9 protein-coding genes are annotated in these 14241 nt (G+C 40.4%); 4 read left to right on the top strand and 5 right to left on the bottom strand.

Annotated elements, in window-relative coordinates; genetic code table 11:
• Positions 1 to 33: 33 nt before the first annotated feature.
• Positions 34 to 357, bottom strand: a complete 324-nt coding sequence (locus I8748_RS04885) for a phasin family protein (protein ID WP_096559171.1) — start codon at positions 355 to 357, stop codon at positions 34 to 36.
• A 318-nt stretch (positions 358 to 675) separates the two neighbouring features.
• Between I8748_RS04885 and I8748_RS04880 the strand changes: the two genes are divergently transcribed.
• Both I8748_RS04880 and I8748_RS04875 read left to right on the top strand, forming a co-directional pair.
• Positions 676 to 1251: a hypothetical protein gene (locus I8748_RS04880; RefSeq protein WP_198123533.1), complete on the top strand. Its 576-nt coding sequence runs from the start codon at positions 676 to 678 to the stop codon at positions 1249 to 1251.
• Between the two features lie 160 nt (positions 1252 to 1411).
• Positions 1412 to 1789, top strand: a complete 378-nt coding sequence (locus I8748_RS04875; RefSeq protein ID WP_198123532.1) for a DUF2358 domain-containing protein — start codon at positions 1412 to 1414, stop codon at positions 1787 to 1789.
• A 23-nt stretch (positions 1790 to 1812) separates the two neighbouring features.
• On the opposite strand, the gene I8748_RS04870 is transcribed toward I8748_RS04875, so the two are convergent.
• The 4 genes from I8748_RS04870 to I8748_RS04855 form a co-directional block, all read right to left on the bottom strand.
• Positions 1813 to 2790, bottom strand: coding sequence for a hypothetical protein (locus I8748_RS04870; protein WP_198123531.1), 978 nt, complete (start codon positions 2788 to 2790; stop codon positions 1813 to 1815).
• Between the two features lie 164 nt (positions 2791 to 2954).
• Positions 2955 to 4175 (bottom strand): MFS transporter, encoded by a 1221-nt coding sequence (locus I8748_RS04865; protein ID WP_198123530.1) that lies wholly within the window; start codon positions 4173 to 4175, stop codon positions 2955 to 2957.
• A gap of 607 nt (positions 4176 to 4782) precedes the next feature.
• Positions 4783 to 5595, bottom strand: coding sequence for a hypothetical protein (locus I8748_RS04860; protein ID WP_198123562.1), 813 nt, complete (start codon positions 5593 to 5595; stop codon positions 4783 to 4785).
• Between the two features lie 363 nt (positions 5596 to 5958).
• The gene (locus tag I8748_RS04855) at positions 5959 to 8631 is read right to left on the bottom strand and encodes a beta strand repeat-containing protein (RefSeq protein ID WP_198123529.1); all 2673 of its coding nucleotides are present in this window, start codon (positions 8629 to 8631) and stop codon (positions 5959 to 5961) included.
• Between the two features lie 735 nt (positions 8632 to 9366).
• Between I8748_RS04855 and I8748_RS04850 the strand changes: the two genes are divergently transcribed.
• The gene (locus I8748_RS04850; RefSeq protein WP_096559175.1) at positions 9367 to 10554 is read left to right on the top strand and encodes a TRC40/GET3/ArsA family transport-energizing ATPase; all 1188 of its coding nucleotides are present in this window, start codon (positions 9367 to 9369) and stop codon (positions 10552 to 10554) included.
• Positions 10555 to 10920: 366 nt separating this feature from the next.
• On the top strand, positions 10921 to 14235 hold the full coding sequence (locus I8748_RS04845; protein ID WP_198123528.1) for a GAF domain-containing protein: 3315 nt from the start codon (positions 10921 to 10923) through the stop codon (positions 14233 to 14235).
• Positions 14236 to 14241: the final 6 nt, after the last annotated feature.

Below are 14241 nucleotides of genomic sequence, written 5' to 3'. Positions count from 1 at the left end.
AGGACACAATTAGTTTAAATCAGAAAGGACATCCTAACGCCAAAGCTTATTTTCCAAATCACGCACTTGACGCTCTAAACGGTCAATTCTACCCCGCAGTTCATCCACCTCAGACTGACGGGCCACGCCCAAATCCTGCATCATGTTTCGCATTTGCCTTTGCATTTGGACTTCCCAATTTCCTTGCTCAGATTTTAACTGCTGTACAACATCATCCATCACTGCCTTAGCTTGCTCAGGATTCAGCTTACCGTCCTTGACCAATTCATCGCTGACTTCTCGCAGTTTTTCTGCTACCAAAGACGTTGTGCCAATACCAAGTATCATTAGCTGCTGCAACCAGTTGTTGCTGTCCATACTCCCGACCTCTTCATTTTTTCAAACCAGCCGACCCTTGCTCTTGAATGCGTGCAATCAAGCTATGCTGGAAGCCTTGTTATTCTAGCCTACACCTCTATTTTGGCAAATTGCCATTCCCCACAGAATCAAAGAGTGTGGTTGAATTCCAGAATCTTATTGTTCATATCAAGTTGTGTTGACAGATGGGGAAGTAACATCTCTCTCATCTCCCTCATCCCCCTCATCTCCCTCATCCCCCTCATCTTCCCCAGTGAATACAACTCGGTATCACGAATGATTTAGGATTGCTATGGAGGCTCAAGTTAAAAACAGACTATGACACCTGAAGAAATTACGGTTACGCTCAGAGAATTATTTGGTACAGATCCTGTGCAAGCGATCGCTCCCAGTTCATGGCAAGTAGACACTGATAATTTTCGGCTGTTAGTACTGCTTGCCGATGATCATTCTTGGCTAAGAATTTTACTACCGATCATGCCAATTCAACAAGCCCAACAGTTTTTAGGCGAGTTTTTAGAAGCTAACTTTGATGAAACTCAGGAAGTACGCTACGCTTTGTATGAAAACGTAGTTTGGGGAGTATTTCAGCATAATAACGGCACTTTGGTCAAGGCAGATTTTACCAGTGCGATCGCCAGACTTGTATCTCTACATGAGGCTGGTTTAGATAATGTCTTCAATCGACTAATCGAAAATCGTATCCGGCAAATTGTCCTAGCCGCAAAACAGCAAGGACAAACCCTAGAGGCTACTATGCAAAACCTAGAACGCTATTATGCAGAAGGATTGATGGGTGAACTCAACCAAACTTCGCAAGATAGAGAAGAAGTGCTAGCAGCTTGGCGACGACAATTAGAACGACTGTGGAATCAAATAGATTTGAACCGCTAAGTAAAAAGTAGGAGTTAGTTGTTAGTGGTCAGTTGTCAGTTGTTAGTGGTCAGTTGTCAGAAGTTCTCCCCTGCTCCCCTGCTCCCCTGCTCCCCTGCTCTTCACTCAGCACTCAGCACTTTCAAAAACTATGTCCACCTACTTAATATGTCTATGCATTATGGATATTATTGAAATCCTCAAACAAGACTATCAAAGATTTCCCAGGAATCAAACGTACAGTATTTACGCTCCAGATGTTTATTTTCAAGACCCGCTAAATAAATTTCGTGGCGTTGAACGTTACAAGCAGATGATTAATTTCATTCAAACTTTCTTTATAAATCCCAAAATGGATTTGCACGATATTCAACGCTTGCAAGACAAAATTAAAACCGAGTGGACACTCAGTTGGAATACACCCTTACCTTGGAAACCACGTATCTCTATATCTGGCTGGAGTGAATTAAGTCTCAACTCTGATAATTTGATTGTCTCCCATATCGATTATTGGAACTGTTCACGCCTAGACGTAATCAAACAACATTTCTTTTCATAACAGTTATTTGAACTGGCATGAGATTACGTCTTGACAGGTAAACGGGAAATTGTCCATAAGATGAGTAAGAAGATTAAGTAAATCGCGCCAACCAGCCCAAACTCAATTAGAGGGATATAAGTTACTTCGTAAATTCTGCCCAAGCCACGTTCAGTCAGTCCATAAACGGCCAGTACACTCACTAAAAAGGCTCCATAGATAGTACGTTTCATCGTGATACCTACAGGCAGACCGTGGAGCTGGGTAAGTACAAGAATACCAAGAAAACCAAAGAGAAATGTTGGCCACTTGCTCTGTCCTAGCATCCATGACACAACTACACTATGTAAAAGCACCGTAATTTCCAAAGTGAATGTCCACCAACGGTTTACATGAGTGCGGTTAAAGATCAACGACGATTGCAGCAGCAGCAAGAACATATAGAAAAAACCAATTAAGTGCCCCAAAGTCGCTTCCATTGGATGATACCAAAAGGTGTAGATCGCGGCGAAGGAGAAAAAGTAGCCGTGGTACAGCTTGATAATTCGCAAAAACTGTTGATGGAATCGAACAGAATTACCAAAAAATAGCCCACGTCGAGGCGTTTCCAAAATCAGTACGAAGACTAATAGAAATACAACCGCACCTTGGGAAGCCCAAATTGAGGTATCTTGAGCCAGAGCATCGTACCAAATATAGGTCTGGAGAAAATGTAAAGCGATGAATACACCATTAATAGCAAGCATCAGGTAATTAATGGGGTGCAACGCTGTTTTGTATTTCAGCTGCATTTGCTGCGCCCACCAGATACACGCCCAGATACTCAACTGATGTCCAAGGTACATGCCCCAAGCCGTCGTTCGGCTCCAAAAGGTCGGGTTGGGAAGCTTCCAATAATACCAACTTAATCCTTGGTCAGGAAGTTTGGTGATGCTTGCAGGAATGCTCCCACCCAACCAAATTGCGTAGGTGAGGAGAATGCTGACAATAATGCCTAGAAACAATACTCGGCGACCTGTCATACTAATTCGTAATTCGTAATTCGTTAAGATTTATGCAATAACTCTCTGAAACTCTTATAGGACTTACGCACACTCTACGAATTATTGGCGCTCTTGGCGGTTCGATAAATTAAGCTTAGGAGCAATTTTTGCGTAAGTCCTATTCGTAATTCAAAGCAGGATTTTCAGACTATACGTTCTGGCTTTGGTTCAGATGCGTTTTTAGTCACTCGCCAACTCAGAGTTAAAGCTACCAGCATTATTAAAGAACCACTCAAAAAAGGAGCGGAACTTCCAAATTTCATAAAACTAGCCCCTGCCCACGTTGGCCCTCCAATTCGTGCCAACGCAGAGCAAGAACTAGCAATTCCTAATATTTGTCCTTGTTCTTCTGGGGCTGTGATTTGAGAAATCACGCTGTTTAATATTGGTTGGCTGACACTAATTCCCCATGCTACAAGCGTCGTAGCCACTAACAATAAAATTAAGCTTTGTGAGAATCCAATTAGCAGTAATCCTAAACCTAATGCTGATATCCCCAAGGTAAGTAACTTGATTTCACCTAAGTGTTTCTTGAGGAATCCGATGAGTCCTCCTTGAACGATTGTGCTGACAATGCCCATGAAGGCAAAAAGATAACTAGTTTGTTGAGGGCCCCAGTTTAATTGCTGCTTAGACCATAAAGCCAATGTAGAGTCCATAGCCGCAACAGCAAAGGTCACTAAAAAATAGATACCAACAAGCATACAGAACTGTGGGCGCTGTGACAGATCAAGCAAGCTCAGCCTTCGCTGATGGTATCGATGAGCTTGGATTTTGGCTTTAGTCTCAGAATTTAGTGATTCTGGAAGTAACGTTAAAGCACAAAGCAAAGCCAATAAAGATAATCCAGCTGCGAACAACGCCGGTAGATGGAAGTTAGCTTTGTCCAGATCAGGCCCTGTCAGAATACCTCCAATAGCTGGGCCGAGAATGAAGCCAAGACCAAAAGCTGCCCCAATTATGCCCATGCCACGAGCTCGATTAGTGGGCGTGGTAATATCTGCTATGTACGCTTGAGCAGTGGCAATATTCCCTGCCATCATTCCGGCAAGACTACGAACAATAAACAAAACCCATAATGAGTTGGCAATGCCTAACCCTATGTATGCAATTACAGAACCTGATAAGGTGAGTAATAAAATTGGACGGCGACCGTAGCGATCGCTAAAGCTACCCCACAATGGGGCAAATAAAAACTGCATCAAAGAATAAATAGCTATCAGTAGAGTCGCTTCATTAGGTTTTGCGCCGAATTGCTCAGCATACAAAGGTAGTATCGGCAGGATAATTCCAAAGCCAAGCAAGTCTATAAATACAGTCAAAAACAAGACTAATATAGCTCTGCTATTATTTTTACTCTCCATAGGTGCAATTCCCTTTTAGAAAAAATTATGTGTAACTTAAATGAGTTTGATCGACATCAGGGAACGCTTGATCATAAAAACCCATTGAACGCAACCAGTAGTCAGTTCAAGCAAAGTGCTTTAATTTGAGCCTGGTTGAGCAAAATAGCATGGAACAAACCCATTATAAAAATCAAGCCAATGATACTACTAATGAAAGCAACTATCATCTCATGCTTCCGTATAGCTTTTTTTATCTTAGCGTCTATGATATTTTCTAATTCTTTGTATGACATTTAGTTGAATTTCGCTAATTACAACATTTATCTAGATTTGATGTACTTACATAAGTTTGAGTATTTACGAAACTCTAACTTATTTGCTTAACTAGAATTAAACTGTTTAAGCTTATATCAATTGTTTGTGAATATCCACAGAAAATAAAATTTTAAAATTTCTGCATACAAAATTTTTGTACTAGAATTTTTCTATACATATTCACATGAAATTTGCATAAATACTGATTTTTCAAAAAAGTCATACACTTTCTAAAATCTAAATAGTAGATTGATTATTTTATTAATAATCGTTAAACAATCTACTAATGGTGTAGATATACCTTTGAAATTCAAGATATTTCGATACCGTGCAAATGTAAAGTGCGTCGGCGTAGTTTAAAAACAACACCTGAAACACCAAAAGCTAATATTGCCAAGGTATCAGTTGGCTCAGGAACTGCAAGAATGCTTACCTGATTAATCGCTAAGCCGTATTGTGGATAAGAGCTGCTAAAAACGAGCCGCGAGATGTTTGGAGTGTCACTACGAACCCCCAAAAATACTGCCGAATTATCTAATGCTAGGGATGAAGTACTTAGAACTGAGAAAGCACCCAACAAGTTATTGGCCTTATCAAAAGCGCTGATAAAAGTTTCAACTTGTAAATTACTAATGTCTACAGCTATCTGAGTACCAGCACCAAAAACAGGCTGGGCAAAACTGATAGTAAAAGGCCCTCCATTTCCCTGAGTACGAGGATCAGGAGCACCTTCAGGAAGAGGTTGAAAACCTGTTGGATTTATACCTCCAAAGAGAATAAAATCACCATTAGCGAAGTTAGTCCGAATACCAGGAGGAGGTAAAGTTTGGAAGACAAACGGTGGAGTAATCTGAGGATTATTAGTTGGAGCTATATTTACATCCAACCCTAAACCACCTTGAGATATTGCTGAAAAAGAGTTAGGTAAAAAAGCAGAATAGTCAGAAGCGACGGGATTGAATACTTTACCTAAACTTACCCAATTAACTTCATCATTACCTCCCAAAGCAGCGCGTTCACTTACAAAAAATGTAGCTGCTTTAACTGGTAATGGAATAACTGTTATGAAAGCTGTAATTACTGGCAAATATTTGGCGGAAAACTTGAAGAATCGATTACTCATCACTGCCACAAAACTTACTCCTTAATTTCGTAGAATAACATCAATATGTCAGAATTATTTACCAAAAATGAGGCAGTATATCGCTCTATTTGATAGATTTAAGCAACTGCCGTGTTCAACATTTGTGTTGCAAAACTTTTTTGATGGTTAGCTGGTCAAAGTTGAGAAATTCATACTTTTACCAGCGCCACCTATTTTTTTACAACACAACGTCTCTCTATGATTACAAATACAATTACTTGTATTTATACCACCCTAAATTCATGATTAGGAACTACTAGCCAAGTACTTATAGAAAAAACCGTAAAAAGATTTAAGTTGTTATGCAATGGTGAGTCGTATTAGTAGTTTTTAGACTAACTTTTAGACTAACTGAATACTGAGATTGGCTGAGAGATTTTCAATTAAGGCAAATTGAGTTCCTTGGAAAGACAAGTTACCGCTAGTGTTGTCGTAGGAAAAGTCGCTGAGGCTAGTAGTACCAAACCCTACTTTAGAAATTTGGATTACGTCGTTTTGACCAAAGTTGTAATCTGTGATGGTATCAAGGGCATCATCAAGGCTGTTGAAGATAAACTTATCTGCACCAAAGCCACCTGTAAGAACATCGTCGCCTAGTCCTCCGATGATGGAGTCATTGCCAAAGCCACCGGAGATGGTGTCATTACCATCTCTACCTTCTAATCGGTTATTTTGGCTATCGCCTGTAATGCTGTCACCTTCATTTGTGCCGATGAGATTATCAAAGTTGAGTACATTAAATGTGATTGTCCCTAGATTAGGAACGTCATTGGCAGAGATAGTTTGCTCTTGTAAGTTAGCGGTGACAGATACACCAGTAACAGATTGGGAAGCATCTATGGTGTTATTAGCAACACTAGCATCAGCAATAACAGTTTCTACTTTAAAAACTGTGTCTGTTCCGAAGCCGCCAGCTTTGGTTATTTTCCCTACGCCTGAGAGGGTAATGGCTTTACCTAATTTGCTGTAGTCTACAGTATCAATGCCATTACCACCATCAATATTGTCGTTGCCCCTACTGCCCTTGAAGGTGTCATCACCTGCACCACCTATCAATGTGTCATTGCCCAGTCCACCGTCAATCAGATCATTGCCATCTCTACCATTAATCAGGTCATTGCCAGCCAGACCAGATAATTGATTATTTCGAGCATCGCCCTTAAGGGTGTCATCGTTAATTGTGCCGATAACATTGTCAAAGTTGATGACATTAAATGTTAAATTTCCCAGACCAGGAACATTGAGGGCAGAGATAGTTTGGGCTTCTAGGTCAGCAACAGCAGCTACCCCAGACAAAGATTGAGAAGCATCTATAATGTTGTTACCAACACTGGCATCAGCAATCACTGTTTCTACTTTAAATACTTGGTCTTTGCCAAATCCGCCAGCTTTGGTAATTGTCCCTACACCTGATAGAGTGATGCTTTTACCCAAGTTGCTGTAATCTACAGTATCAATGCCATCTCCACCATCAATGCTGTCGTTTCCTCGACTGCCCTTAAATGTGTCATCGCCACCATTACCAGTTAATTTATTACTTTGGTTATCACCAGCAATGCTATCACCTTCATTTGTGCCAATCACATCGTCAAAGTTAACTACAGTAAATGCCAATGTACCCAAATCAGGAACGTTATTGGCAGCTAAAGTTTGGCTTTTTAGGTTAACAGTGATAGATACACCAGGCAAAGATTGAGATGCATCTATTGTGTTGTTGGCAACATTAGCATCGGCAATGATCTTTTCTACTTTAAAGAGTGTGTCTTCCCCTAATCCACCAGCTTTAGTAACTGTCCCTACTCCTGAGAGAGTAATGGTTTGGCCTAGTTTGCCGTAGTCTACAGTATCCGTGCCAACTCCACCATCAATGCTGTCGTTACCCTGACCACCCTTAAAGGTGTCATCACCTGCACCACCTATCAATGTGTCATTGCCTTCTCCACCGTCAATATTGTCGTTGCCACCTCTACCATCAATCAGGTCATCGCCAGCCAGACCAGTTAATTGATTCTTTTGCCCGTCGCCCTTAAGGGTGTCATCGTTAACTGTGCCAATAACATTGTCAAAGTTGACTACATTAAATTTTAAATCTCCCAGACCAGGAACATTGAGGGCAGAGATAGTTTGGGCTTCTAAGTCAGCAACGGCAGCTACTCCAGGCAAAGATTGGGAAGCATCTATAGTGTTGTTGACAACACTGGCATCAGCAATCACTGTTTCTACTTTAAAAACTGTGTCTGTTCCGAGTCCGCCAGCTTTGGTAACTGTCCCTACTCCTGAGAGAGTAATGGCTTTACCTAATTTGCTGTAGTCTACAGTATCCGTGCCATCACCACCATCAATATTGTCGTTGCCCTGACCACCCTTAAAGGTGTCATCGCCTGCACCACCTATCAACGTGTCATTGCCTTCTCCACCGTCAATATTGTCGCTGCCACCTCTACCATCAATCAGGTCATCGCCAGCCAGACCAGATAATTGGTTCTTTTGCCCGTCGCCCTTAAGGGTGTCATCGTTAACTGTGCCAATAACATTGTCAAAGTTGATGACATTAAATGTTAAATCTCCCAGACCAGGAACATTGAGGGCAGAGATAGTTTGGGCTTCTAGGTCAGCAACGGCAGCTACTCCAGGCAAAGATTGGGAAGCATCTATAGTGTTGTTGGCAACACTGGCATCAGCAATCACTGTTTCTACTTTAAAAACTGTGTCTGTTCCGAGTCCGCCAGCTTTGGTAACTGTCCCTACTCCTGAGAGGGTGATGCTTTTACCCAGGTTACTGTAGTCTGCTGTATCAATGCCATCTCCACCATCAATGCTGTCGTTTCCTCGACTGCCCTTAAATGTATCATCGCCACCATCACCAGCCAACGTGTCGTTACCCAGTCCACCATCGATTGCGTCATTTCCAAGACCAGCGGAAATATTGTCGTTGCCTCCACGACCAAAAATCTGATCGTCATTACTAGTACCCAACAAAAAATCATCGTTAGCAGTACCAACAATAATTGACATAATGTATTCTCTTTAGTTCTACAAATCAATGCATTTGTATGGTTACGCCTGATGTGAATTAAGTTTTAAAACCCTTATCATCTCGTCAATGATTAAAAAATCACAATTAGGAACAAGTCTTAAAACCCTCACAGCACAAGAGGTGTTTTTAATTCACATCAGATGTTAGTTGTAATACTCGCATATTACAATTATCAAAATTGTGAAGTTATGTTTAAATATATTTAAGCAGAATGTAAAGTACTGAAATATACCTACTAACACTTAGAGTTTGGCTTAATTTATGAGCTGTAACAAGACAAATCGATTCAACAGAAGTGTTCTGGTTATTGCAAAGAGGCTGACATAGCCTGTAGTATCCATGACCTGAGACACATAGACGCAACTGAATTGATCAATGAAGGAGTAAATCTAAATACTATTGTTTTTGCGTAAATTCAATGGATTTAAAGACCTGCAATTAAAAAAATATCCAACTAGTGGTAATAGGTGCGTTGTACCGTCGCGTTCAGACACCCTACTGGATAATTGATTTTTTGTCAGTTCCTTAGAACAATGATCAAGATAGATGAAGCCCTCAAAAACTACTCAGTAAATCTTTTACAATCAAAAATCTCAAATCCAAAAACGTATAAGCGATCGCAATAGTCAAAAGCCTTATTTTTGGTCAGTTGTATTGATATAAGCTAAATTGTAAATAAATATAAATAATTCTCAGACAGGACAAAATTATCCATGCGTGTAATATTAATGACAGGTAAAGGTGGGGTGGGGAAGACATCAGTTGCAGCAGCAACTGGACTTCGCTGTGCGGAACTAGGCTATCGTACACTGGTTTTAAGTACAGACCCTGCTCACTCCCTAGCAGATAGTTTTGACCTGGAAATGGGACACGCACCGCGAGAAATTCGACCAAATTTGTGGGGTGCAGAACTAGATGCGCTACAAGAACTAGAAGGAAATTGGGGTGCTGTGAAGCGCTACATTACTCAAGTTTTACAGGCTAGGGGTTTAGAAGGAGTACAGGCGGAAGAATTAGCCATTTTACCAGGTATGGACGAGATTTTTGGCTTGGTAAGGATGAAACGCCACTATGATGAAGGTGAGTTTGATGTGTTAATTATTGACTCAGCCCCCACTGGTACAGCACTGCGCCTGTTGAGTTTACCTGAAGTTGGTGGCTGGTATATGCGCCGTTTCTACAAACCGTTTCAAAGTATCTCCGTGGCGCTGAGACCTCTAGTTGAACCTATTTTTAAACCCATTGCTGGGTTTTCTTTGCCAGATAAAGAAGTAATGGATGCACCTTACGAATTTTATGAACAAATTGAAGCTCTAGAAAAGGTCTTAACAGATAATACTCAAACTTCTGTACGCCTTGTCACGAATCCCGAAAAGATGGTGATTAAAGAGTCTTTACGCGCTCATGCTTATCTGAGTTTGTATAACGTTGCCACAGATTTAGTAATAGCTAATCGCATCATTCCCAGCGAAGTACAAGACCCATTTTTCCAGCGTTGGAAGGAAAATCAACAGCAATATCGCCAGGAAATTCATGATAATTTTCTGCCTCTGCCTGTCAAGGAAGTTCCGCTGTTTTCTGAAGAAATGTGCGGTTTAGCTGCATTAGAAAGGTTGAAAGAAACTCTCTACAAAGATGAAGACCCAACTCAAGTTTACTATAAGGAAACAACTGTCAGAGTTGTACAAGAGCAAAATCAATATAGTTTAGAACTTTACTTACCTGGCATTCCCAAAACTCAAATTCAATTGAATAAATACGGTGACGAATTAAACATCACCATTGGGAACCACCGCCGCAATTTAGTATTACCCCAAGCATTAGCAGCATTGCAACCTTCAGGAGCAAAAATGGAAGATGACTACTTGAAAATCCGTTTTGCTGACAATGTAAGAGTTTAATTTTGCTGATGGGGATACGCACAAATATTTCAAAGCTAAAAGCAAATTTTATTTTAGCTTTGAAAGATGAGATAAGTAGGTAGGTGTAATACTTTTTTGCTGAAGATGCACCTATAAAACTGACATAAAACTGCACACTGTAGGAGCAATTCATGAATTGCTCCTATGCAAATAAAGTGCAACATCACTTTGAAAAAAAATTAGTTGTTAGTTGAGTTATAAACTTTTATAAATAAAAGTAAATTTTATTGTCAGTATTTTGCCGTGGTTTTACTGACGACAAATCAATTAATTAAATTTAAAAATGTTTTTAGAATTCTGCATATGTAGATATTTAATTTTTTGAAAAAAATTTAATTAAAAGCAATGACCCCGATCGCCAAAGTAAACTTGCGGGTAGATATTGATATTGAAAGTGTACTGCGCCGAATTATAAATCGTATTCGTCAAACATTAGATTTAAAGGAAATTATCACAGCAACAACGGCGGAAGTATGCTCATTACTTGGAACTGACCGCGTAATGATTTACAAATTCCATGCAGATGGAAGTGGTCAGGTCATTGCTGAGTTCATTCATGAAAATCGCTTACCATCCCTACTAGGGCTAAATTTTCCAGCTGATGATATTCCACCCTATGTGCGTGAACTGTTTATCAAGTCAAGGGTGCTTTCAATTGTCGATGTTGATACTCAACAGATAGGTCAAGTTTATCTGCAAGACTTGGAAAATGGAGAAATTATTTTAGAGGATATCCGTTACCGCCCTGTAGAATCATGTCATATTGAATACTTAACAGCGATGGGGGTGAAGTCTTCTCTAGTAGCGCCTATTCTCTATCAAAATGAACTTTGGGGGCTACTAGTATCTCACAATTCTCAGCCACATTCGATACCAGAATATCAAATACAAGTAGTGCAGATGGTAGTAGATCAGCTGTCAGTAGCGATCGCTCAAAGTACTCTTTTGACTCAAGCTCATGAAAAAGCTGAACGGGAAGCTGTCATTAACCGCATTGCTAATTTGCTACATTCATTACCCACCATTGTCCTACAGCCAGCTTTAGAAGCAGCTGTAGCTGCCTTTGATGGTGCTGGTGGTAGGCTTTGCATTAGAAATGAAGGCTTTAATTTCCAGAATGGCAGCGTTAAAACTGTAGCAGAATGTTTGATTCCTGGCAGCGATTGTATCCAGGTTTATACCTGCGGAAGGCAACCCATGATGCCAGCAAAAACTATATATCCACTGATGGAGCAGTATAACGTCTGGCAGGAATATTACAAATCTCATGACTATGATGTCTGGGCAATTTCAGACTTATATGAAACTCCAGGTTTGCGAAGTTTAGAAGCTGCTTTTCAACCTACTAAAATTCGCAGCATTTTGATGATTCCGCTTCAGTATCGTCAGCAATTATTAGGCTATTTAACTATTTTCCGCAATGAAATTGACACAGAAATTCTCTGGGCTGGTCAATTTGATTTCGATCAAAGGCAACTTTATCCCCGTCGTTCATTTGAGGCTTGGCGACAATCTAAAAAGGCTCAACCTCGCAAATGGACAGTTGAAGAAATTGAACTAGCTAGAGAACTTAGTAAACACTTCGCCTCGGCAATTCAACAGCACGAACTGTACCAGCAAGTACAAGCTTTTAATGCTAAATTAGAACATCAAGTCAACAAGCGCACACATGAACTCCAACGGACAGCTGAACAACAACAGGCTGTATTTGGTGTGATTGCCAAAATTCGCGCATCTTTGGATACTAATACTATTTTTCAAATTACCACCAAAGAAGTTTGTCAATTACTCAAAAGCGATCGCGTTTCTGTTTATCAGTTTAATTCTGATTGGGGTGGCGAATTTGTCGGTGATTTTGAAGCGGCTAGTCCATACTGGTTAAACGAGTCCAAACTAGGTATTAATCTTGTTTGGAATGACACGTATTTACAAGAAACAGAAGGCGGACGCTACCGCTACAATGAAACCTTTGCGGTGGATGACATCTATAAAATGGGATTCACTCGCTGTCATGTGGAAAATCTGGAAAATTATCATATCTATGCTTTTGTACTTGCCCCTATTTTTGTTGGGCAAAAACTTTGGGGTTTACTAGCAGCTTATCAACACTCCGGGCCTCGACAATGGAGAGCTTCTGAAATTAACTTTATCAGTCAAGTGGCTGCCCAAATGGGGGTAGCACTGCAACAATCTGAATTACTTACACAAACTCAAGAGCAAGCATTGGATTTACAACAAGCAGCAGTACAGCAACGGGTATTGTTTGAAATTGTCGCCAAAATTCGGGAATCTCTTGACCTGGATGCGATTTTTGAAGCTACCACCCAGGAAATTTGTAAATCACTGCAAGCGGATCGTGTGGCTATCTACCACTTTCAACCAGATTGGAGTGGTGAGTTTATCGCTGAGTTTGTCGGTGAGGGTTGGGTAAAGTTGGTAAATGGCGATATCAATACAGTTTGGCAAGATAGCTATTTGCAACAAACCCAAGGCGGACGATATCGCAATAATGAAACTTTTGCAGTCGATGACATCTATCAAGCTGGACATTCTGAGTGTCACATTGCATGTTTAGAGCAATGTCAAGTTAAAGCATATGCGATCGCGCCAATATTTATTGGACAACAACTTTGGGGCTTGCTTGCAGCTTATCAAAATTCTACACCCCGCCAGTGGGAAGATTCAGAAATCAAGTTTATCGCTCAAATTGCTAATCAGCTTGGGGTTGCACTGCAACAAGTCGAATTACTCAGACAAACTCAACAACAAGCAAACCAGTTAGCACAAGCTTTACAGAATTTACAACAAACTCAAACCCAACTCATCCAGACTGAGAAAATGTCTAGTTTGGGTCAATTAGTAGCAGGTGTTGCCCATGAAATTAACAATCCAGTAAATTTTATCTATGGCAACCTTTCCCATGTGAGTGACTATACTGAAGATTTACTCAGTATGTTGAATCTCTATCAACAAGAATGCTCCAACCCCAGTCTGAAAATTTTTCGACGTGCAGAAGAGATTGACTTAGAATTTATCATTGAGGATTTGCCCAAAACTCTAGCTTCCATGAAAATCGGGGTTGATCGTATCCGTCAGATAGTCATGTCTTTGCGGAATTTCTCTCGCCTCGATGAAGCGGAAATGAAAGCTGTAAATATTCACGAGGGTATTGATAGCTCTCTACTAATTTTGCAACATCGCTTGAAAGCCAAACCAGAAAGTCCCGCCATTGAGGTAATCAAAGAGTATGGTGATTTGCCATTAGTACAGTGTTATGCTGGACAACTGAATCAAGTATTTATGAATGTTTTGAGCAATGCGATCGATGCTCTAGAAGAACACCAGGAATCGAACTCAGAACCTTACCACGGTCAAATTGCAATCCGAACCACTGTTGGAGAATTCAAAAGTAATGTTAAGAGTGTAGTGATTCAAATTACTGACAATGGTGCCGGAATCCCAGAAGTAGTTAAGGCGAGAGTATTTGATCCATTTTTCACAACTAAACCAGTAGGAAAGGGTACTGGCTTAGGACTGTCAATTAGTTACCAGATTGTCGTGGATAAACATCATGGTGTTTTTAAATGTGATTCGCAACCAGGATTAGGCACAAAATTCTGGATTGAAATTCCAGTTTCCAATGTTACATTTAATTTGTAAAATGTG

Source organism: Amazonocrinis nigriterrae CENA67, assembly GCF_016056305.1.
In the GTDB taxonomy this organism is placed as follows: domain Bacteria; phylum Cyanobacteriota; class Cyanobacteriia; order Cyanobacteriales; family Nostocaceae; genus Amazonocrinis; species Amazonocrinis nigriterrae.
This window is presented reverse-complemented; position numbering and strand designations above follow the sequence as displayed.